The 21,008-nt window shown below is 67.2% G+C and carries 24 protein-coding genes; 15 read left to right on the forward strand and 9 right to left on the reverse strand.

Translation table 11 applies throughout. The features are described 5' to 3' along the window. Window positions 1-152: 152 nt before the first annotated feature. From ACP26O_RS07935 to ACP26O_RS07955, 5 genes are all read left to right on the forward strand, one after another. Window positions 153-461: a phosphatidylserine/phosphatidylglycerophosphate/cardiolipin synthase gene (locus ACP26O_RS07935; RefSeq protein ID WP_175665142.1), complete on the forward strand. Its 309-nt coding sequence runs from the start codon at window positions 153-155 to the stop codon at window positions 459-461. 37 nt (window positions 462-498) lie between these two features. After that, complete coding sequence (locus ACP26O_RS07940) at window positions 499-753, forward strand: hypothetical protein (RefSeq protein ID WP_341771710.1); 255 nt, start codon at window positions 499-501, stop codon at window positions 751-753. Then, a complete protein-coding gene (locus ACP26O_RS07945; RefSeq protein ID WP_175665143.1) occupies window positions 717-1,310 on the forward strand; it encodes an aspartyl-tRNA synthetase in 594 nt (197 codons plus the stop codon). Before ACP26O_RS07940 ends, ACP26O_RS07945 begins: the two co-directional genes overlap by 37 nt. A 163-nt stretch (window positions 1,311-1,473) precedes the next feature. Then, on the forward strand, window positions 1,474-1,947 hold the full coding sequence (locus ACP26O_RS07950) for a VOC family protein (protein ID WP_105834331.1): 474 nt from the start codon (window positions 1,474-1,476) through the stop codon (window positions 1,945-1,947). A 659-nt stretch (window positions 1,948-2,606) separates the two neighbouring features. After that, window positions 2,607-2,825, forward strand: a complete 219-nt coding sequence (locus tag ACP26O_RS07955; protein WP_041491161.1) for a hypothetical protein — start codon at window positions 2,607-2,609, stop codon at window positions 2,823-2,825. A gap of 171 nt (window positions 2,826-2,996) precedes the next feature. On the opposite strand, the gene ACP26O_RS07960 is transcribed toward ACP26O_RS07955, so the two are convergent. Further along, complete coding sequence (locus ACP26O_RS07960) at window positions 2,997-3,620, reverse strand: phospholipase D family protein (RefSeq protein WP_041489924.1); 624 nt, start codon at window positions 3,618-3,620, stop codon at window positions 2,997-2,999. Window positions 3,621-4,088: 468 nt separating this feature from the next. Further along, window positions 4,089-4,571: a winged helix-turn-helix transcriptional regulator gene (locus tag ACP26O_RS07965; RefSeq protein ID WP_011656778.1), complete on the reverse strand. Its 483-nt coding sequence runs from the start codon at window positions 4,569-4,571 to the stop codon at window positions 4,089-4,091. A gap of 170 nt (window positions 4,572-4,741) precedes the next feature. On the opposite strand from ACP26O_RS07965, the gene ACP26O_RS07970 reads away from it, so the two are divergent. Together ACP26O_RS07970 and ACP26O_RS07975 are read left to right on the forward strand one after the other, a co-directional pair. Next, a complete protein-coding gene (locus ACP26O_RS07970) occupies window positions 4,742-5,179 on the forward strand; it encodes a PaaI family thioesterase (protein WP_006751003.1) in 438 nt (145 codons plus the stop codon). A gap of 200 nt (window positions 5,180-5,379) precedes the next feature. Next, window positions 5,380-6,432 carry an NADP(H)-dependent aldo-keto reductase gene (locus ACP26O_RS07975; RefSeq protein ID WP_006751002.1) on the forward strand — a complete coding sequence of 351 codons (1,053 nt, stop codon included), beginning with the start codon at window positions 5,380-5,382 and terminating at the stop codon, window positions 6,430-6,432. An 85-nt stretch (window positions 6,433-6,517) separates the two neighbouring features. Here the strand turns inward: ACP26O_RS07975 and ACP26O_RS07980 are convergent, their stop codons facing one another. Continuing rightward, complete coding sequence (locus ACP26O_RS07980) at window positions 6,518-7,804, reverse strand: MFS transporter (RefSeq protein ID WP_175665144.1); 1,287 nt, start codon at window positions 7,802-7,804, stop codon at window positions 6,518-6,520. A 35-nt stretch (window positions 7,805-7,839) separates the two neighbouring features. Next, complete coding sequence (locus tag ACP26O_RS07985; protein WP_175665145.1) at window positions 7,840-9,261, reverse strand: M20 family metallopeptidase; 1,422 nt, start codon at window positions 9,259-9,261, stop codon at window positions 7,840-7,842. A 163-nt stretch (window positions 9,262-9,424) separates the two neighbouring features. Between ACP26O_RS07985 and ACP26O_RS07990 the strand changes: the two genes are divergently transcribed. From ACP26O_RS07990 to ACP26O_RS08005, 4 genes are all read left to right on the forward strand, one after another. Then, on the forward strand, window positions 9,425-10,378 hold the full coding sequence (locus tag ACP26O_RS07990) for a LysR family transcriptional regulator (RefSeq protein WP_175665146.1): 954 nt from the start codon (window positions 9,425-9,427) through the stop codon (window positions 10,376-10,378). Between the two features lie 64 nt (window positions 10,379-10,442). Then, a complete protein-coding gene (mnmH, locus tag ACP26O_RS07995) occupies window positions 10,443-11,570 on the forward strand; it encodes a tRNA 2-selenouridine(34) synthase MnmH (RefSeq protein WP_175665147.1) in 1,128 nt (375 codons plus the stop codon). Further along, a complete protein-coding gene (locus ACP26O_RS08000) occupies window positions 11,567-12,625 on the forward strand; it encodes a permease (RefSeq protein WP_175665148.1) in 1,059 nt (352 codons plus the stop codon). Before mnmH ends, ACP26O_RS08000 begins: the two co-directional genes overlap by 4 nt. Window positions 12,626-12,804: 179 nt before the next feature. Further along, entirely contained in the window at window positions 12,805-13,227 is a 423-nt protein-coding gene (locus tag ACP26O_RS08005; RefSeq protein WP_006754649.1) for a hypothetical protein, read from the forward strand. Between the two features lie 55 nt (window positions 13,228-13,282). Here ACP26O_RS08005 and ACP26O_RS08010 read toward each other — a convergent pair whose 3' ends face one another. Then, the gene (locus ACP26O_RS08010; RefSeq protein WP_175665149.1) at window positions 13,283-14,116 is read right to left on the reverse strand and encodes an ABC transporter permease; all 834 of its coding nucleotides are present in this window, start codon (window positions 14,114-14,116) and stop codon (window positions 13,283-13,285) included. A gap of 6 nt (window positions 14,117-14,122) precedes the next feature. Beyond that, window positions 14,123-15,037 carry a nodulation factor ABC transporter ATP-binding protein NodI gene (gene nodI, locus ACP26O_RS08015; RefSeq protein ID WP_006754651.1) on the reverse strand — a complete coding sequence of 305 codons (915 nt, stop codon included), beginning with the start codon at window positions 15,035-15,037 and terminating at the stop codon, window positions 14,123-14,125. Between the two features lie 331 nt (window positions 15,038-15,368). Between nodI and ACP26O_RS08020 the strand changes: the two genes are divergently transcribed. Continuing rightward, a complete protein-coding gene (locus ACP26O_RS08020) occupies window positions 15,369-15,866 on the forward strand; it encodes a universal stress protein (protein WP_011656788.1) in 498 nt (165 codons plus the stop codon). Window positions 15,867-15,967: 101 nt separating this feature from the next. On the opposite strand, the gene ACP26O_RS08025 is transcribed toward ACP26O_RS08020, so the two are convergent. The 3 genes from ACP26O_RS08025 to lexA are packed head-to-tail and all read right to left on the reverse strand — an operon-like array spanning window position 15,968 to window position 17,714. After that, entirely contained in the window at window positions 15,968-16,672 is a 705-nt protein-coding gene (locus tag ACP26O_RS08025; RefSeq protein ID WP_175665150.1) for a DUF2939 domain-containing protein, read from the reverse strand. A gap of 29 nt (window positions 16,673-16,701) precedes the next feature. Continuing rightward, entirely contained in the window at window positions 16,702-17,040 is a 339-nt protein-coding gene (locus ACP26O_RS08030) for a hypothetical protein (RefSeq protein ID WP_006754654.1), read from the reverse strand. A gap of 26 nt (window positions 17,041-17,066) precedes the next feature. Continuing rightward, window positions 17,067-17,714 carry a transcriptional repressor LexA gene (gene lexA / locus ACP26O_RS08035; protein WP_006754655.1) on the reverse strand — a complete coding sequence of 216 codons (648 nt, stop codon included), beginning with the start codon at window positions 17,712-17,714 and terminating at the stop codon, window positions 17,067-17,069. A 264-nt stretch (window positions 17,715-17,978) separates the two neighbouring features. Between lexA and ACP26O_RS08040 the strand changes: the two genes are divergently transcribed. From ACP26O_RS08040 to cysW, 3 genes are all read left to right on the forward strand, one after another. Next, entirely contained in the window at window positions 17,979-19,016 is a 1,038-nt protein-coding gene (locus tag ACP26O_RS08040) for a sulfate ABC transporter substrate-binding protein (protein ID WP_011656790.1), read from the forward strand. 146 nt (window positions 19,017-19,162) lie between these two features. Continuing rightward, window positions 19,163-20,062: a sulfate ABC transporter permease subunit CysT gene (gene cysT / locus ACP26O_RS08045; protein WP_175665151.1), complete on the forward strand. Its 900-nt coding sequence runs from the start codon at window positions 19,163-19,165 to the stop codon at window positions 20,060-20,062. Then, window positions 20,059-21,006 (forward strand): sulfate ABC transporter permease subunit CysW, encoded by a 948-nt coding sequence (cysW, locus tag ACP26O_RS08050; protein WP_012363820.1) that lies wholly within the window; start codon window positions 20,059-20,061, stop codon window positions 21,004-21,006. The genes cysT and cysW overlap by 4 nt, the downstream gene beginning before the upstream one ends. Window positions 21,007-21,008: the final 2 nt, after the last annotated feature.

Raw genomic sequence — 21,008 nt, forward strand, 5'->3', positions numbered from 1 at the left:
CGAAAATCAGCGCTGGCCGATGCTGCGCCAATGATTGCCGGTCCGACTGACCCGGCGGGTCCGGTGGCAGTCGCATTCGCCTGCTATCGTGTAATCGTCGGCTTCCGTCGTCAGGCGTGCGCCCGGCCGCAACCGTTTCGAAGGAGATTCCGATGTCGATGTTCGCTGTGAATGGTGTCCGAATCGACGTGCTCAGTGCGCGCGTGACGCATGTGCGCTGGGCGGCCGTCAATCCGACGGATCGGTCGTGGGCGGCGACGCCGAGCGAGGCGTCGGTGGAGGAAGTGGCACGCGCGCTTGCCGCAGGCAACGACGTTCGTGCCGTGTTTGACGAAGCGGACGGAACGGCGGTGGGGCCGAAACTGAAGCGCGTGCTGTATCGCGACGCGTCGGCAGGAATCGAGCTAGACATCGATGCGACGAACGAGTCGCGTACGTTGCGTGATCTTCCGCAAATCTGAAAGGCGATCGGCCCGTGTTTCCGCGAGCCGCCCACACATGAATCACGCTACCGCGCACGAAGCCATGTCCACATACGCCATTGCCCCGTTGGGAGCCGCATTCTGTCTGATGCTCGCGGCCTGTCAGACCGAATCGATGCAGCCGTCGCCCGAGACCGCATCGGCCCCGGTTCCGGCGTCGTCGCCGGCGGCGCCGATTCGCGGAATCGGTGTTGCGCCGCACCTCGCCGCGCAGAGTCACTGGGCGGTCGGTCAATGCACGTCGAACGGCACGGCCAACGTGTGCAATTGACGGGAGCGGCCGAAACGGTGAGCGACGCAAGCGAAACGAACGATTCCGGCTGGCATGTCGATCCGGTTGCCGGAACGGTGATCGGCGCGTTGCCGGTGGTCCTGCCGGTCGACGGCCGCAGTTTCAGGCGCAAGGCGATCGTCAGCGCGGTGCTGGCCGGGTTGGCCGTATGCGGGTACGCGGCCGACCGGACGCTCTGGCCGGTTGGGGCACTGGCCGTGGTGCTGGCCCTCGCGAGCGGCGCCTTCTTCTTCGTGTCGCGCCGCAAGATGGCGCTACATATCGACGAAACCGGCTTCAGGCTGGTCGGTTCCGTGCGTGAAAAGCCGGTGACGCGGTGGCGCGACGTGACCGAGTTCGGGATGATCAGCGTCGCAGGCAACCGATACATCGGCTACCAGTTCTCGGCGCACTCGCCGCGCACCAGGGTGCCCGGCGGCGTGATGCTGCCGATCAACCGGTTCGCCGACCTTCCGCTCGACGCCGTTGCCGCGTTGCTCGAAGCGTGCCGCCGGCAGTTCGGCATGCCGGATGATCCTGTCGGCCGAACGGACTGATTCCGTGCGTCGTGCGTGATCTGGCCGGCCAGTCGCGAGCGCTAAAAAAATTCCGGCATGCGTGTCGATTTCCGTCGAGCCCGTCCGTCGTAGCGTTGGAGGCGTGCGCATCGTGCGTCCGTCCCGATTTCCGACACGACAACCGACTGAAGGAGCGACACCCATGGCCACGTCCGTCAACCCGATCCCGGAAGGAATGCGCACGCTGACGCCGCATCTGATCTGCGCCGGCGCAGCCGCAGCCATCGATTTCTACAAGCGTGCGTTCAACGCGACCGAACGGTTTCGCCTGCCGACCCCGGACGGCCGGCTCGCGCACGCGTGCCTCGCAATCGGCGATTCGACGCTGATGCTCGTGGATGAAATGCCGGAGCATGGCGCACTCGGACCGAAGGCGCTGAAAGGCACGTCGGTCTGCTTGCACCTGTACGTGCCGGACACCGACGCTGCGATCGCGCAGGCCGTCGAGGCCGGCGCAACGGTCAAGATGCCGGCCGCCGACATGTTCTGGGGCGATCGCTATGGGCAAGTGGAGGATCCGTTCGGCCATCGCTGGTCGATCGCGACCCATCAGCGCGATCTGACGCCCGAGCAGATCGCGGAAGCGATGGCGAGCGCGCCGCCGTGTGGGAGCTGAGCGAGGGGGGCTGAGCGGACTGAGCGCGGCTGGCGGCGGAGGTTGCGGTTACGCCTGCGGTTGCGGTGGCGCGGGTCGTCGCGTATCGGCGCGCGGTTCGTCTGCGCTCACGCGCCGGCGGCCTTGCCGCGCTGGTTGTCCTCGGACCTGTGACGATCGGCTGAGTCGAGCAAGGCTGGCGACCGTACGATGCCGCTGAGGACCGTATGCGACGTGACCGACTCTGAACCGGATCGCATAGCCGCGTGCGTCGGCCGCGTTGTGCTGCGCGTGCGCCGGCGTGACGCGCGCGGTCGGCTCGCCGACGTCGGCAGGATCGGCGGTGCTCAACAGCACGCGAATTCGCCGCTGCCGAGCCGGGCGAGTGCGCCGGCGCAGCGTTCGCGCGGTTGCGAGTGCTGGCGGTTAGGCCGTTCGGCGCAGCGAGCGGCCTGCCTGCGTGGAAGCGGATGCCCGGCGGCCCCGTGACGCGCGGGTTGTCGTGGAAGCGATCGTCGTTGCGCGCGTCCTGGATCACCGTCTTGTCGTTCGCGAGCAGCGCATGCGCACAGAGCGATGCAGACGCTTCACGCATGCACGAGATGAATTTGTGTCTGGTGCCTCAAGCTGCCCGGTGCGATGCCGTAAATAGGACGAGTCAATCGTTCATCTATCGCACCATGGTCCGAATTCTGTACGCGGGTTATCTCGCGCTGGCGCTGTACCTGATTTATCCGATGGTGCAGAACACGCTGACCTTCAGCTCGGACTGCGTACTGCGCGCGCTGCCGGGCGGCAATCGCGATCTGCCGAAGTTTTCGTCAAGCGACGCGCATGCGCGGGCGAGCCGGTGTGTCGCGACCGCGCAAGTCGCGGAGCGATCGCCCAACATTCATTGATTTCATCGATGCTGCTGATCGCGGCACTGTCACGCTGCGTGTGCCGGCCATTCGGCCAGGTTGATGGGCGCGTCGTGCGCAGCGATCATTGACGACATCACGAACCGAATGCATGCAACGACGCGCGTCGGCCGCGCCGCATGCGAATGGCGATTGCGTTTGTGGGATGCGTCAGTATGACGAGTGGTACGGCGCGCCTTGGTCGAAGCGGCTTTGCCAATGCGCGAGGTAGCGCGACGCGAGTTGCGGATTGTTCCACACCACGACGACGTTTTCGGAATTGCGGCTGGCTGCCGAAGCGCTGTAGTTGAACGAGCCGGTCTCGACATGTTCGGCATCGATCACGAGGTACTTGTCGTGATGGATGGCATAGGCGTCGATCGTGCGCGTTGGAATGCCCGCGTTGACGAGCAGGTTCAGCGCCTGCTTGCTGCTCTTGGCGCGATTGCCCTTGTCGTCCACGACGACCGCGACATTCACGCCGCGCCGCTTCGCGGCGAGCAGCGCGCGCGTGACGGGTGGCGACGTGAACGAGTAGGCGGCTACGCGAATCGAGGTGCGCGCGGCGCCGATCGCCTTCAGCACGAGCGCCTCGGCGCCGCCGTCGGGCGAGAACGCCGATTCGACGGCCTGCGTGGCGGGTGCTTCATGGGTCGGCGTCGGCAGCAGCTGCGCGATGAAGTCGATTGCCTGCTGCAGCAGCGATTCATTGTGCGTCTTGCCGAAGGCGGCGAAGGGCGTGGCAAGCAGGGAAGCGGCGAGGCAGGTGGCGGCGAGGCGTTTGCGCGACAACATCTTGGACAGCGAATGATTTTGAGACAGCGGGCCGTGAGTGTAACGCAGACACGGCGGCGCGGCCACGCCCGAATGCGAATGGAGCGATGGCGTGATCGACTGCAACGATTGATGGGGCGATGCTCATCATGCCGCGGGGTTTCCGCAGCGGCCGGATGGTCGCGCCGGTTGATGGAGGTCGATTGATCAGCGCGTGCATGCACAGGTGGAACGACAAGGCCGCGCAAGAAGAAATGCGCGTACGCGCTGGTGCAAATTCAATGCGCTGTGTGATTGAGGAGATGGGGGGAGCCCATCGAGGGCGGCAACGCGAATGCTCGGCAGGCTGAAACGCATGCAACTCGCGTCCGCATGAGGCCGCGCGGCGATGCGCGTGGCACGCGCGCTGCGTCAGGCATTAGGCATCAGGGCACCACGGCACCACGGCACCACGGCATCACGGCATCACGGCATCACGGCATCACGGCATCACGACTCGACCGGCCCCGCCGCCTCAGGCGCGACCCACCCCGGCCCGGGTTCCGGCTGCACGTCGTGCGCATCGAGCGGCTCACCGCATGCCGAGCACACCGCGACTGCATGCATCAGCTGACCACAGTTGCGATGCCGCAACTGCAGGGGCGGTCCCTGGCCGTCATCCTTCCAGCGGTCGCCCCATGTCATCAGCGCGAGCAGGGCGGGATAGAGATCGAGGCCTTTTTCGGTCAACCGGTATTCGAAGCGCGGCGGCCGTTCCTGATACGCGCGCTTGACCAGCACGCCTTCGTCGACGAGGCGCGCGAGCCGCTCGGCCAGCACGTGGCGCGTGAGGCCCAATTGCGTCTGGAACGCATCGAAGCGGCGGCAGCCGAGAAAGGCGTTGCGCAGGATCAGCATGGTCCAGCGATCGCCGAGCACGGCGAGCGTGCGCGCGACCGAACAGTTCAGCGTACCGATGTCATCCCATTTCATCGTCGAGTCTCGCGCGGCGGTTCATCAAAGAAGCGGGTTCGATTATAGAACTTACCTTCGACTGCAACGACGCATCGGCTGCGTTGACAAGCCCGGAGCAGTTGTCAATAATGAGTTCCAATTTAGAACTTACTCGCGCGGCGACGCGCCATCAACCCGGAGACAACCCGATGAATCCTCTTTCCCTGTCCGGTCTCGATCTGCTGCGTGCGGCCGCCGCCGGAGACGTGCCGCTTGCGTCGATTTCCGAAACGATCCCGATGCGTCCGCTGGGCGTCGAGTTCGGCTACGTGAAGTTTTCGGCGCGGGCGGACGGCCGGCACCTGAATCCGCTCGGCGGCGTGCACGGCGGGTTCGCCGCGACGGTGCTCGATTCGGTCACGGGCTGCGCGGTGCATTCGATGCTCGACGCGGGCGTCGGCTACGGCACGGTCGATCTGCATGTGAAGATGCTGCGTCCCGTGCCGCGCGACGTCGACCTGATCGCCGAAGGGCGCGTGATTCACCTGTCGCGTTCGCTCGGCGTCGCGGAAGGCACGCTGAAGACGCCGGACGACAAGATCGTCGCGCACGCATCGGCGACCTGCTTCATTCAGCGACCGCAGTGACGCGGCGGGCCGCGGCGCGGCGCCTCGGCCGCCTGGCGTCATCCGAACGACGCGCACGCGGAGACGGAGGCGGGCCCAATCCGCATGACCGAGCGCCGGTCACACGCCGAAGGCCGCCTGTAAGCATGCGGCTCGGCCATCTGAAGCGTTCGGTTCAATGTGATAGCGTTTCTGCTTTCCACTGACGTGACAGGAACAGCATGGAATACCGCACACTCGGCGATTCGGGCATCGAGGTCAGCCTGATCGGTCTCGGCACGATGACGTGGGGCGAGCAGAATTCGGAGCGCGACGCCCACGAGCAGATCGATTACGCGCTCGGGCAGGGCGTCACGCTGATCGACGCCGCGGAGATGTACCCGGTGCCGCCGAAGCCCGACACCCAGGGCCGCACGGAGCAGTACATCGGCACCTGGCTCGCGCAGCATCGTGCGCAACGCGACCGGATCGTGCTCGCGACGAAGATCGCGGGCCCGGCGCGGCAACCGCACAATCCGCGCCACATTCGCGGCGAAGGCAACCAGTTCGACCGCAAGAACCTGACCGAGGCGCTGGACGGCAGCCTCAAGCGCCTGCAGACCGACTATGTCGACCTGTACCAGCTGCACTGGCCCGATCGCAGCACGACGACGTTCGGCCGCCCCGCGTATCCGTGGGTCGACGATGCGTATACGGTGCCGATCGAGGAAACGCTGGGCGTGCTCGCGGAATTCGTGAAGGCCGGCAAGGTCCGCGCGATCGGCGTGTCGAACGAAACGCCGTGGGGCGTCGCGCAATTCCTGCGCGCGGCCGAGAAGCTCGGGCTGCCGCGCATCGCGAGCATCCAGAACCCGTACAGCCTGCTGAACCGCACGTTCGAGAACGGCCTGTCCGAGTTCACGCATCGCGATGGCGTCGGCCTGCTCGCCTATTCGCCGCTCGCATTCGGCTGGCTGTCCGGCAAGTACGAGAACGGCGCGCGTCCGGCCGGCGCGCGCATCACGCTGTTCGAGCGCTTCCAGCGCTACAGCAAGCCTCACGCGGTCGAAGCGACGTCGCGCTATGTCGCGCTCGCGAAGCGCCACGGGCTGTCGCCCGCGCAGCTCGCGCTCGCGTTCGTCAACAGCCGGCCGTTCGTGCGCAGCAACCTGGTCGGCGCGACGTCACTCGACCAGTTGAAGGAGAACATCGGCAGCATCGACGTGAAGCTGTCCGACGAGATCCTGGCCGAGATCGACGCGCTGCACGAACTGCAGCCGAACCCGGCGCCGTAAACGGCGAGCGGCCCGCGCGGCAGGGTTGCCGCGACGGGCCGCGTCCGACGCGCATCGTTGCGCGGTCGTTTTCCTTTGAGCGCGGTCAGCGCATCCCGAGCCGCATGCGCGCAACCAACAGTGCGACGAGACTCAACACCGCGCAGCCCATCAGATACAGCGCGGGCGACAGCCGGTTGCCGGTCGCGCTGATCAGCCACGTGATCACGAACGGCGCGAAGCCGCCGAACAGCGTGACGCCCGTGTTGTAGCTGACCGCGAGACCGGTCGCGCGGGTCTGCGCCGGGAACAGCTCGGCCATCAGCGCCGGCAGCGCGCCGCAGTACGTCGCCTTCAGCAGGCCGATCCAGATCAGCGCGGCGAGCATCGTCGAGAACGACGCGTGATGCGTGAGCCACACGAACGTCGGCCAGATGGTCGCGAGCATCAGCACAGCGGCCGCGGCCATCACGCGGATCCGTCCGGTGCGATCGGACAGGTGGCCGACAAGCGGCGTGACGAGCGTCAGCACGAAGCCGGTCGCGAGCGTCGCCGCGAAGCCCGTCGAGGCCGGCAGCCCGAGCTGCTTGATCGCATACGTCGGCATGTACAGCACCATGTAGTTGATCGCGGTCGAGATCACGAGCACGCCGATCGACAGCAGCACGCGCATCTTCTGGTCCGCGAACAGCTCGCGCACGGGTGCTTCGGAGCGCGCCTGCGTCTTGAACTCGACCCCTTCGTCGACGTAGCGGCGGATATAGAGGCCGATCGGACCGATCGCGAGCCCGAACAGAAACGGCACGCGCCAGCCCCAGCTTTCCAGTTGCGCGGTGCTCAGCGTCGACGTCAACAGCGCGCCGAAGCCCGACGCGAGCAGCGTCGCGAGCCCCTGGCTCGCGAACTGCCAGCTCGACATAAAGCCGCGCCGCTGCGGCGCATGTTCGACGAGGAACGCGGTCGAGCTCGCGAATTCGCCGCCGGCCGAAAAGCCCTGCATCAGCCGCGACAGCATGATCCCGAGCGGTGCGAGGACGCCGATCGATGCGTAGGTCGGCATCAACGCGATCAATAGCGTGCCGACCATCATCATCGCGATCGACAGCAGCAGCGACGCCTTGCGGCCCGCGCGATCGGCGTAGGCGCCGAGCACGAAGCCGCCGATCGGCCGGATCAGGTAGGACAGCCCGAACGTGCCGAGCGTGAGCAGCAGCGACGTCGCCTCGCTGGTCGCGGGGAAGAACAGCTTGGCGATCGTCACCGCGAAAAAGCCGTAGACGATCAGGTCGAACCATTCGAGCGCATTGCCGATCGACGCGGCGAAGATGATGCGCCGGATCTTCGCGGCGCTGGGGAGCGCGGCGTCCTGCGAGGTCAGGGTGGTCGTATTCATCGTGTGAGCAGGTCCCGAGAAAGGGGCGAAGCGCGTTACAGGGCGGCGCCGGCCGCGGCGGGTGCCGCGCGGCGAACGGGCGGCACGGCGTCGCCGAGATCCCAGAAGAGGCCGGCCATCATCTGCAGTCCCTCGCGCACGACGCTCGCGAGCAGGTGCTCGTCGGGCGCGTGTTGCGAGCAGGCCGGATACGAGTGCGGCACCCACAACGTCGGCAGCCCGAGCGTATCGGCGAACACTTCGTTCGGCAGCGTGCCGCCGAGGTTCGGCAGGATCGCGGGCTTCTTGCCGGTCGTGCGCGCGAGCGACGCGACGGCCCACCGGACCCACGGATCGTCCGGCGGCAGGCGCGTCGCCGGCGCGCCGCGTTCGACGTCGATCTCGACGTCGGCGAAGCCATGCGCATCGAGATGCGCGCGCAGGTGCGCATGCAGCGCTTGCCAGTCGGTGCCGACCACGAAACGCAGTTGGCAGTGCGCATACGCGACGGGCGGAATCGCGTTGACCGGATGTTCGGGATTGCCGGCCTTGAACGCGAGGATCTCGAACGCGTTCCAGCCGAACACGCGCTCGGCGGCGGACAGGCCAGGCTCGCCCCAGTCGGCGTCGAGCGCCGGATCGCCGGGGCCGCCGCCGACGGACAGGTCGGCGAGCGCGGCGCGCACGGCGGCCGGGATCGGCGGCGGGCGCAGGCCTGTCACGCGGATCGCGCCGCGCGCGTCGACGAGGCTCGCGAGCGCGTTCGCGAGCACGGTCGCCGGATTGCGCAGCAGGCCGCCCCAGTTGCCGGAGTGATGGCCGCCGTCGCGGGCGCGCAGGCTCAGCTTGAAGTTGACCGCGCCACGCGAGCCGAGGAATACGGTCGGGCGTTCGGCGGTCACGCGCGGCCCGTCGGACGCGATCAGCACGTCCGCCGCGAGCGCGTCGCGCTCCTGGCGGCACAGCGCGTCGAGGCCCGGCGAGCCCGCTTCCTCGCCCATCTCGATCAGCAGTTTCGCGTTGAAGCCGAGCCGGCCGCCGCGCGCGTCGAGCACGCTCGCCAGCGCGGCCAGGTTGATCGTGTGCTGGCCCTTGTTGTCGGCGCTGCCGCGGCCGTACCAGCGATCGCCGTCGACGGTCAGCCTCCACGGCGACAGCGGCGCGCGCCATTGCGCGTCGTAGCCGCGCACGACGTCGCCGTGGCCGTAGATCAGGACGGTCGGCAGCGCGTCGTCCTCGTGGCGCGACGCCAGCAGAAACGGCCCGCCGCCGACGACGGGGTTCTCGACGATCCGCGACGTGAAGCCGAGGCGCGCGGCTTCCGGCGCGATCTCGTCGGTCAGGTACGCGCGCAACGCGGCGCCCGCGCCACTGTCCTGGCTTTCGGTGCGCAGCCCGACGCGGCGGCTCAGGGTCGTGAAGAAGGCGCCCGATTCAAACTGGTTCAGCGCGTGCTGGATGGCGGCGGTACGGCTCAAGAGGTGACTCCTTTCTCGGTTTTTCCGGCGGGCGCGGCGCGCACGGCGGGAAGTGCGATCGATTCTAGGAAGCCGTTTTTTTTGTCACAATGATCGAATTTCGAACATTTCGTTGCCGAAAAGGCAAAGCAAAACAGCCCGGCCGACGGGCCCGGAGAGAACGATGGCGGCTTTCCTGCATGGTCTTGCGCTGCGGTACTTCGTCGAAGTGGCGCGCACCGGGTCGATCAGCGACGCATCGGCGCGGCTGCACGTGGCCGTCTCGGCGATCAGCCGGCAAATCGCGAAGCTCGAGAGCGAGCTGGGCGCGCCGCTGTTCGAGCGCCGGCCGCGCGGGATGACGCTGTCGGAGGCCGGCGAACGGCTGCTGGGCTTCGCGCAGCGCAGCCTGCTGGAGGCCGAGCACGTGATGAAGGAAATCGGCGGGCTGGAGGCGCTGCACGGCAGCCTGCTGAAGATCGTCTGCTCGGAAGGGTTCGCGATCGATTTCCTGCCGGGCGCGCTCGCGGGCTTCAAGGCGCGCCACCCGGGCGTCGACTTCTCGGTGTGGGTCGTGTCGCCGGCGGAGGCGACGCGGCGCGTGCGCGACGGCGACGCCGACATCGGGCTGACGTTCAGTCTGGCGCCGGAGCAGGGCGTGCGCGTGGAGCACACGGAGCGTGCGCCGGTCTTCGCGCTCGTGCGGCGCGACCATCCGCTCGCGGCGCGCGACTCGGTGTCGCTCGCCGACGTCGCGCGGCACCCGCATGTGCTGCCGGAGGCCGGCACGACGGTGCGCCAGCTGATCGACATCGCGTGCGTGCTCGACGGGCTCATGCTCGAGCCGGAACTGACCAGCAACAACACCGCCGTGATGTACCGCTATGCGCAGCGCACCGGCGCGGTGATGTTCACGGGGCTGCTGTCGGTGCGCGACCGCTTCGACTCGGACGGCTTCGTCGTCGTGCCCGTCACGAACCCGCAGTTGCGCGAGCGCAGCATCCAGGTGCAGACCATGGCGGGGCGCGACCTGCCAGCGTCGGTACGCGCGTTCCGCGACCATCTGGTCGACGTGATGAGCGCCGCGTCGCCTCCGCCCGTTGCCGCGCGCGGCCCGAGACGCCCGAGCATGAGATAATCGCGAATCCGCCTTCCGTGCCCGTGCGGCTCACCGAGCCGCATCGCCCCTGTTCGACGCCAAATTGAAGAACCTGATTGTCACCCTCGATCGCGCTGGCGAGTTCGACGAGATCATCGACGTGCGTACGCCGCTCGAGTTCGCCGAGGATCATATTCCCGGCGCGCTGAACGCACCCGTGCTCAGCAACGAGGAACGCGTGATCGTCGGCACGATGTACCGTCAGGTGTCGCCGTACGAAGCGACGCGCGTCGGCGCGGCGATGGTCGCACGCAACATCGCGCGCCATCTCGACACCACGTTCGCCGACCGTCCGCGCAACTGGCGGCCGCTGATCTACTGCTGGCGCGGCGGCAAGCGCTCGGGCTCGATGACGACCTGGTTCAACCTGATCGGCTGGCAGGCGCGGCAGCTCGACGGCGGCTACAAGTCATACCGCCGCTCGGTGTGCGCGACGCTCGACACGCTGCCCACGCGGTTCCGCTACATCGCGCTCGTCGGCCACACGGGCTGCGGCAAGACGCGGCTCTTGAACGCGCTGCGCGACGAAGGGGCGCAGACGCTCGATCTGGAGGCGCTCGCCTGCCACCGCGGCTCGCTGCTCGGCGCATTGCCGGGTGTGCCGCAGCCCGCGCAGAAGTCGTTCGATTCGGGCCTCGTCGGCACGCTGGAGCGTTTCGACCCCGCTTGGCCCGTCTTCGTCGAATCGGAAAGCCGCAAGATCGGGCTCGTGCAGTTGCCGCTCGCGCTGATGGACGCGTTTCGCGCGGGGCCGTGGGTGCAGGTCGAGGCCGAGCATGACGAACGCATCGCGTTCCTGCTCGAGGACTACGCCCACCTGTTCGACGACCCGGCCGCGTTCAAGGCGCAGCTGCATCGCCTGATCGGCCTGCACAGCCGGGAAGAGGTCGCGCGCTGGAACGCACTGATCGACGCGAACGCGCGTGCCGAACTGTTCGGCACACTGATCGACAAGCATTACGATCCTGCGTATGCACGCACCTACCGTTCGTCGTACGACAAATCGAACCGCATGCTGACCTTCACGTTCCGGCCGAATGCGGCCGACGTGCGCCAGCAGGCGCGTGCGCTGCTCGACGCGCTCGCGCGCGCCGGGCTTCCGGCGTCGCCCGTCGCCGGCGACGCAGCAGGATCCGACACCGACACAAACCAATCGACCACCACACGATGACGACCACACGCACCCAACCCAATCCGGCGCTCGGCTGGATGACTTTCCTGCTGATCGCAGTCGCGGGACTGTTCTACGTGAAATGGTTCCCGTACTACAACAAGGCATTCGTCGCCGCCGAGCATCATTCGATCGGCCAGTCGATCCTGATGGGCACGTCGGCGAGCGCGCCCGAGCCGTCGCTGAAGGCGGCGCTCGACTACGCATGGGCATACGGCAAGGCGATCTGGCAGGCGATGGTGCTCGGCCTGTTGCTCGGTTCGGCCGTGCAGGCGCTGCTGCCCGCGCACTGGGTCGCACGCGTGCTCGGTCGTACCGGCTTCGGCAGTGTCGCCGCGGGCGGCCTGCTGTCGCTGCCCGGCATGATGTGCACGTGCTGCGCGGCGCCGGTCGTCGCCGGCCTGCGCGCGCGGCACGCGTCGCCGGGCGGCGCGGTCGCGTTCTGGCTCGGCAACACGGTGCTGAATCCGGCCGCGCTGGTGTTCATGGGCTTCGTGCTCGGCTGGCACTGGAGTGTGCTGCGGCTCGTGCTCGGCATCGCGATGGTGTTCGGGATCGGCTATTTGCTGAACCGCATCGCGCGTCCCGAGGACCGCAGCATCGATGATGCGCAACTCGCCGCGCTGGTGGCCGGGCAGGCCGCGGCCGGCAATCCGTTCGTCCGCTGGATCAAGCTGCTCGTGCGGATGGCCGTGCGGCTCGTGCCCGAATACATCGTGCTCGTGCTGCTGCTCGGCGCGGCGCGCGCGTGGCTGTTCCCGCATATCGGCCCGGACATCGGCAACCATCTCGGCTGGATCGTCGCGTTCGCGGTCGCGGGCACGTTGTTCGTGATCCCGACGGCCGGCGAGGTGCCGATCATCCAGGCGATGCTGTCGCTCGGCATGGGCGTCGGCCCGGCCGCCGCGCTGCTGATGACGCTGCCGCCGATCAGCGTGCCGTCGCTCGCGATGCTCGCGCGTTCGTTCAAGCCGTACATGCTGGCGATCGTCACGGCCCTCGTGGTCGTGTTCGGGATCGCGAGCGGGCTGCTCGCGATTGCGTTCGGGTTCTGACGAACACGCACGGGACGGCCAGCCGGCGCGAACAAGCGCCGGGGCAGAGCCGGCGACCGGCCCTGCGGGATGGCCGCCGCGCCGCGCGCTGACCGATCCCGCCGCATGATCGTCGTATTCATCCGGCGCCGCCGCTTCGCACGTGCGGCGCCCTTTACAAGAAGCAAACAGGAAAACGCATGACCCAACCGAAGATTCATCCTCGACTCGAAAAGGCGCTGACGCGCGGCGATCTCGCGATCCGCCAGGCCAATTCCGCGCGGGCGACTGCCGTGCTGAACGCGCTCGGCACGATGATCATCGAGGCCTCCGCCACGATCGGCGTCGAGGCCAGCATCGAGATTCCGCAGGGCGACCGCATTTACGATCCGGTAAACGGCCTGTGGCCGCAGAAGATGCTGGTGTCGTTCGACGGCCCGGTCGCAGAAGCCGACGCGGAAGAGCTGCGTGCGGTCTATCTGATCGCCGACGATCCGGGTACGCAATTCCGCGTCGAATGGCATCGGGCGGACGGCAAGCTCGGGCGCCAGGAAGGCGGCCCGCTGGCGACCGTCGCATTCCTGACCGACGTCGAAATCCCGTGGAGTGATGACGACGAGTAACGTCGTCTGACGGCGTCTCAATGTCGTCGCATCGGGCCGGCGCCGGATGCGCCGGTCAGCGCATCATCCGCCGCCGGAACAGCCACGCGCAGACCAGGAATCCGCCGATCGCATAGCCGGCGAGCACCGCGAGATGCAGGCCGACGTCCGTCGCCGGCCGGCCGAGCATCGCGGGCCGGATCAGTTCGACCGCGTTCGCGAGCGGCAGTACGTGCGCCGCGCGCTGCGCGATCGGCGGCAACTGCGTGAGCGGGAAGAACACGCCCGACAGCAGCAGCATCGGCGTCAGCACGAGCGTCTGATAGAACATGAAGAAGTCGTAGGATGGCGCGAGCGCCGTGACGATCATCGCGGTGCTCGCGAACGCGAGGCCGGCGAGCGCGATCACGGGCAGCGCCGCGAGCATCGACGGAAAGTGCGCATAGCCGAGCAGGCCCGCGACGAGCATGATCGCGACGCCCGACAGCAGCGCCTTGCTCGCACCCCAGACAATCTCGCCGAGCACGATGTCGCCCAGCGAGAGCGGCGTGTGCATGATCGCTTCCCAGGTGCGCTGCACGTGCATCCGCGAGAAGCCGGAATACATCGACTCGAAGCTCGCGGACATCATCACGCTCGAACCGACCGTGCCGGCGGCGAGGAACGCGATATACGACACGCCGTCGACGTGGCCGAGCATCAGGCCGAGCCCGAACCCCAGCCCGAACAGGTAGATCATCGGATCGGCGAGATTGCCGAACATGGATGCGAGCGCGAGCTTACGCCACACGAGGTAGTTGCGCCGCCACACGGCGATCCAGTTGGTCGCGTTCGCGGGCAGTGCCATCGCGAAGCGTGACTCGCGGGGCGGCGCGGACGGTGCCGCGGCGGAATAGTTGCGTGCGTCCATGATCGATCAGTCCTGCATTTCGCGGCCCGTGAGCCGCAGGAACACGTCTTCCAGATTGGCCGGGCGATGCAGATAGCGCAACCCCGCGCGCCCCTTGAGTCGCGCACTGAGCGGCTCGGGATCGGTCACGTAGCAGAACAGCGTTTCGCCGCTGATCTCGGTGTGCTTCGCGAACGGCGCCAGCTCGTCGCGCAACGCGACCGGCTCGGGCCCGTAGATCTCGATCACGTCGCAGCCGATCTCGGACTCGATCAGCGCATGCGGCGCGCCTTCGGCGATCTTGCGGCCTTCCTCGATCACGCACAGCCGGTCGCACAGGCGTTCGGCTTCCTCCATGAAATGCGTGGTGATCAGGATCGTCTTGCCACGCGCCAGCAGCGAGCGCAACCGCTCCCACATCAGGTGGCGCGCCTGCGGATCGAGGCCTGTGGTCGGTTCGTCGAGCACCAGCACGTCGGGATCGTTGACGAGCGCGCGGGCGAGCGTCAGACGCCGCTTCATCCCGCCCGACAGCTCGCCCACCTTGGCATCGGCCTTGTTTTCCAGTTTCGCGAATTCGAGCAGCGGCTGCACGAGCGCGCGTGCAGCCTGCGCCGACATCCCGAAATAGCGGCTGAACACCAGCAGGTTTTCGCGGACCGTGAAGTCCGGATCGAGGTTGTCGAACTGCGGGACGACACCGACGCGCCGGCGCGCATGCCGCGCGCGCGTCGGAACCGGCTCGCCGCACAGTGAAATGGCGCCGGCATCGGGATACACGAGGCCGAGCAGCATCTTCAGCGTCGTGGTCTTGCCGGCGCCGTTCGGCCCGAGCAGGCCGTAGCATTCGCCGGCCTGCACGTGGAAGGAGAGGTCGTTGACGACGAGCTTGTCGCCATAGCGCTTTTCAACGTTCCGGAAATCGATCGGTGCAACGGACATGGGCAGGTTGTCGTTGTAAGCGGGCGCGGACGCGGTTCGTTGCCGGCTGGCTGGCTGGACATGCGGGCCGGCGAACGGATCGGGCGAATGCGTGTCACATGGGCATGACCGGGGCGAACGCACGTCGAGGGCACGAACGGGCCATTCTAGTGCATCGGCTGCGTCTCTTCAGCGCATGCCGGCGCGGCATGGTGCGTCGGCGCACGGATCGTGCACCGCATCATCGCCCGCGCGCCCCGCGTGGCGAATCAGCGTTTTCCATCCCTTGCGTCCTCAATTGCGGCGCACCATGATGAGTGCATAGCGCATGTAGTCGCGATAGGGAGGTTTCATGGCTAGCTACAACAAGATTCTGCTGTGCTACGACGGCACGCTCGAGGGGCGCAAGGCATTGCGGTGCGGTGCCAACCTCGCGCTGGACCTGAAGGCGGAAACACACTTGCTGTCGGTCGTCGACATGCGCTCGAGCATCGCGCAAAGCGCCGGGTTGCTGACCGACGTCGCGTGCGGCCGCTTCGAGGAAACCGCGCGCGAGATCCTGCAGGAAGGCGTGAACTGGCTGCGCGAGCGCGGCGTTCAGGCGGAAGGCCATTTCGCGTTCGGCTATCCGATCGACGAAATCGCGAATCTCGCGACGGAGTTGAAGGCCGACCTCGTCGTCGTCGGCCATCGGTGCCGCAGCGGGTTGTCGAGATGGTGGATGGGGTCGGGCAACACGCAACTGCTCGATCGCGTGAACTGCAGCATTCTGGTCGCATGTTCGTCGGCCGAAGAGCAAAAGGCCGAGATCGCGCGCGAACGCGAAGCGGCCATCTCGAACGGCAAGTAACGCAGCAATCGCGTGAACGGCCGGATGGCCTGCGATTCAGGCGCGGTCGCGCGCAGTGCCGCATCGGCGGCATCGGGCGCGACCGTGACGACTGCGATTGCTCAGGCGTGCAGGTCGATCGCGGACAGCTTCCACGAGAACAGGCCGAAGCGGCGGAAGACCGCCGCATAGCGCGTGCCGTCGGCGCTGCGCTGGTAGGTCACGACGAATTCATCGATATTCCGGTAGCCGGCACTCGTTTGCTGCGGATGACCCGCGTCGGTCGGGCTCGCCGGGGCGGGCGTGGGCGCCGCCGCCGGCGCAGATGCAGCCGACGCGGTGGCATTGCTGCCCGGCACGGGCGCGCTAGCCGAATTGGCCGGTGGCGCGGCCGGTGCGTTGCCGGGCGCGCCGCCTGCCGGCGGCCCCGACCAGTCGGGTGGCCGCTCGCCCGGATTACCGCGCGGCGGGATGCCGCTCATCAGCGCCGCCACCCCTTCCGGTGTCGCATACGCATCGACCAGCGGGCCGATCAACGCCGATCCGATCAGCGCGCCAATCACCGCGAACGGATTGTCCTTCTTCACCGCGTCGATCCGGCGCATCAACTCTTCCGTGACTTGCTGCTTCAGGCTGATGCGCAGCGACGGAAAGTCGACATATTCGCTGACCGCCTGCGAATCGCGCGCGTCGATTGCCGATTTCAGGCGACCTAGCGCGACGTACGGCGACGCGTACGCATAGCCGACCGCCACCAGAATGGCGACGGCCAGCACGACGATCAGCAGGGGCTTGAGCCGCCACGCGCGGCCCGAAGATCCAGTCACGATGCCTCCGGTGCGAACAGGTTCCGCAATCAGAGACCGCCGTGCGTGGACGATCGTTCCTCGGCGATGCAGCGATCGATCATCCGGCACACGGCATCGATCGTCCCGACCATGATCAGCCGCGACCGACCGTGATAGACGCGCACGGGCGCACGGCGCGCCGGTTCCGCGTGATTCAGGCCGGCATTCAGCGAAACCCGCGCGAATGCGGGAAGCGCCGACGGCAGCAGCGACGCCTGCCGTTCAACTGCGACTTCTTGGCTCACCACGGGCGCCGCGGCGGACAGCGGCGCGCAGGGCGTGCGGCCGCGCAGATGACGCAGGCGACCGAATTGACGGAAAGGCAGCAAACGGGAAAGGCGTTCCATGGTGTTCTCCTCAGCGAGACCGATTGTCAGAGTTCGCCCGAGCGGATCAGCCCGACGGCGATGCCTTCCAGCGCGAATTCCGCGCTGCCGGCCTTGACGAAGATGTTTTCGTAATCCGGGTTCTCCGCGATCAGCTCGAGGCCGCCGGGCCGGCGCATCAGGCGCTTGACCGTGACGTCGTCGCCCAGACGCGCGACGATGATCTGGCCGTCCTTCGCTTCCGTGCGCTTCTGCACGGCGAGGAGGTCGCCGTCGAGAATGCCGGCGTCGCGCATCGACAGGCCGCGCACCTTCAGCAGGTAGTCGGGCTTGCTCGTGAACAGCGCGGGATCGCATGCGTAATGCTGCGAGATGTGCTCCTGCGCGAGGATCGGGCTACCGGCCGCCACCCGGCCGACGAGCGGCAGCGACAGCTGCATCAGCCCGGCGTGCGGCAACGTGAACTGGTGCGGCGCATCGTCGATGCCGAGCAGGCGAATGCCGCGCGACGCGCCGGCGGCGAGCTCGATCACGCCCTTGCGCGCGAGCGCCCGGAGGTGTTCCTCGGCCGCGTTCGGCGAGCTGAAACCCAGCTCGGCCGCGATCTCGGCGCGCGTGGGCGGGAAACCGGAGCGCTCGATCGCCCGGCGGATCAAGTCGAACACTTGCTGCTGACGTGCGGTGAGTTTGGTCATGGCTTAACTGTATGGATAGACAGTGAGCTGTATTTTTATACAGTACTTGGCGAATTTCAAGTGTTACTTGAGGTTCGACGCGATCGCGCCGGTTCCGCCGCGATTTCGCGACGTCCGGACGCCGGTTTGTCTGCCGCGACCGTCCGCCCAGTCTGCGTTAGCACTTTTGAGTATTAAAAAATGAAGAACGATTATTTTTAATCATGTAACCCGTTCGCTAGACTGGCCCGACATCGCAACATCGACAACACTGGAGAACCAAGGATGGCGAAGCGCAATACGGGGCTGGTGGGCGGAGCGGGCCGCCTGATCGCAACACTCGCGCTGGGCGCGGCGGCGGCGCTGGGCGTCGTCACGCATGCGCAGGCCGATACGACGTTCCTGAACGTGTCGTACGACCCGACGCGCGAGCTGTATCAGGACTTCAACCAGGCATTCGGCAAGGCGTGGAAGGCGAAGACGGGCGAGACGGTCAACTTCAAGCAGTCGCACGGCGGCTCGGGCGCGCAGGCGCGCTCGGTGCTCGACGGCCTGCAGGCCGACGTCGTCACGCTGGCGCTCGCCTACGACATCGACGCGCTCGCCAACAAGGGGCTGGTGAACAAGGACTGGCAAAAGCGCCTGCCGGACAACGCATCGCCGTACACGTCGACGATCGTGTTCCTCGTGCGCAAGGGCAACCCGAAAGGGATCAAGGACTGGGACGATCTCACCAAGCCGGGCATCTCGATCGTCACGCCGAACCCGAAGACTTCGGGCGGTGCGCGCTGGAACTACCTGGCCGCATGGTCGTATGCCGTGCACAAGCCGGGCGGTAACGAGCAGGGCGCGAAGGAATTCGTGACGAAGCTCTACAAGAATGCAGGCGTGCTCGATTCGGGCGCGCGTGGCGCGACGACGAGCTTCGTGCAGCGCGGGATCGGCGACGTGCTGATCGCGTGGGAGAACGAGGCGTTTCTGTCGATCAAGGAATTCGGCACCGACAAGTTCGAGATCGTCGTGCCGTCGGTGAGCATTCTGGCCGAGCCGCCCGTCGCGGTGGTCGACAAGGTGGTCGACAAGAAGGGCACGCGCAAGCTGGCGGAGGCCTACCTGAATTTCCTGTACAGCCCGCAGGGCCAGGAGATCGCCGCGCGCAACTACTACCGCCCGCGTTCGAAGAACGTGCCGGCGGAGCTGACGAAGCAGTTCCCGAAGCTGAAGCTGTACACGGTCGACGACACGTTCGGCGGCTGGACGAATGCGCAGAAGACGCATTTCGCGGACGGCGGCGTGTTCGACTCGATCTACAAGCCGCAGTAACGCGAACAGTAGCACCACGCAGCAAACCCATAACGACAGCGGCGCGCCACGATAGCGCGCCGCATCCCCGGCGGCCGCCGGCGCGATTTCCCGCGCCGGCGTTTGCGTCGGACCCATGAGCAGCATCGACCCAGCAAGAGCATCCGATGACGACGTACACCTTTCGCAAGCCGAGCGCGCTGCCCGGCTTCGGCGTGACGCTCGGCATCACGGTGGCCTATTTGAGCCTCGTGGTGCTGATTCCGCTCGCCGCCACGTTCCTGAAGACCGCGACTTTGTCGTGGGACCAGTTCGTCACCGCCGTCACGTCGCCGCGCGTACTCGCGTCGTACCGGCTGACGTTTTCCGCCGCCCTCGGCGGTGCATTGATCAACGCCGTGTTCGGCTTTCTCGTCGCGTGGGTCCTGGTGCGCTACCGGTTCCCGCTCAAGCGCCTCGTCGACGCGATCGTCGACCTGCCGTTCGCGTTGCCGACGTCGGTCGCGGGCATTTCGCTTGCAGCCGTCTATGCGACCAACGGCTGGGTCGGCCAGTATCTCGCGCCGTTCGGCATCAAGATCGCGTTCACGCCCATCGGCGTGCTGGTGGCGCTGACCTTCATCGGGCTGCCGTTCGTCGTGCGCACCGTGCAGCCCGTGCTCGAGGATTTCGAGCGCGAGCAGGAGGAGGCCGCCGCGTGCCTCGGCGCATCGCGCTGGCTGACGTTCCGCCGCGTCGTGCTGCCGGCCGTGCTGCCGGCGCTGCTCACCGGCTTCGCGCTGGCGTTCGCGCGCGCGCTCGGCGAATACGGGTCGGTGATCTTCATCGCCGGCAACGTACCGATGAAATCCGAGATCACGTCGCTCCTGATCATCACGAAGCTCGAGCAGTACGACTATGCGGGCGCGACCGCGCTGGCGGTCGTGATGCTGGTCGTGTCGTTCCTGATGCTGCTCCTGATCAACACGCTGCAGTGGTATCTGCAGCGTCGTACGAGCAAGGGGGCGAGCGGCCCCGCGCCGTCGAGCGCAACCGTTGCTGCCACCGCCGCAGGAGGCCAGCAATGAGCCAGGAGTCCAGTGCCGTGCTGAACAATCCGTCCGCCGCGCGCGCGCGTGCCGCGAAACGGCCCGACCCCGTCAGCGAGTCGCGCGTCGTGCGCTGGCTGCTCACGGGCATCGCGCTGGCGTTCCTCGCGTTCTTCCTCGTGGTGCCGCTCGCCGCGGTGTTCTTCGAGGCGCTGCGCAAGGGTGTCGGCTTCTATCTCGAATCGCTCGCCGATCCGGACGCATGGTCGGCGATCAAGCTGACGCTGACGGTCGCCGTGATCGCGGTGCCGCTGAACCTCGTGTTCGGCGTGTGCGCGTCGTGGGCGATCGCGAAGTTCGAATTCCGCGGCAAGGCGTTGCTGACCACGCTGATCGACCTGCCGTTCTCCGTGTCGCCGGTCATCTCGGGCCTCGTCTACGTGCTGCTGTTCGGCGCGCAGGGCTGGCTCGGGCCGTGGCTGCAGAACCACGACGTGCAGATCATCTTCGCGGTGCCGGGCATCGTGCTCGCGACGATCTTCGTCACGTTCCCGTTCGTCGCGCGCGAGCTGATCCCGCTGATGCAGGCGCAGGGCACCGACGAGGAAGAGGCCGCGCGCGTGCTCGGTGCGTCGGGCTGGCAGATCTTCCGGCGCGTGACGCTGCCGAACGTGAAGTGGGGCCTGCTGTACGGCGTGATCCTGTGCAATGCGCGCGCGATGGGCGAGTTCGGCGCGGTGTCGGTCGTGTCCGGCCACATTCGCGGCGTCACCGACACGATGCCGCTGCACGTCGAGATCCTGTACAACGAATACAACTTCGCGGCGGCGTTCGCGGTGGCGTCGGTACTGGCGCTACTCGCGCTCGTCACGCTCGCGCTGAAGCTGCTCGCCGAGCGTCATCTCGCCGCCGAACTGGCCGGCGCACGCGATGACGTTCCCGCTCATGCCGGCCCCGTCGCCGCCATTTCGTCGAAATCGTAAAG

The sequence above is a fragment of the Burkholderia sp. R-40 genome, assembly GCF_049942845.1.
GTDB classification, from domain to species: domain Bacteria; phylum Pseudomonadota; class Gammaproteobacteria; order Burkholderiales; family Burkholderiaceae; genus Burkholderia; species Burkholderia ambifaria.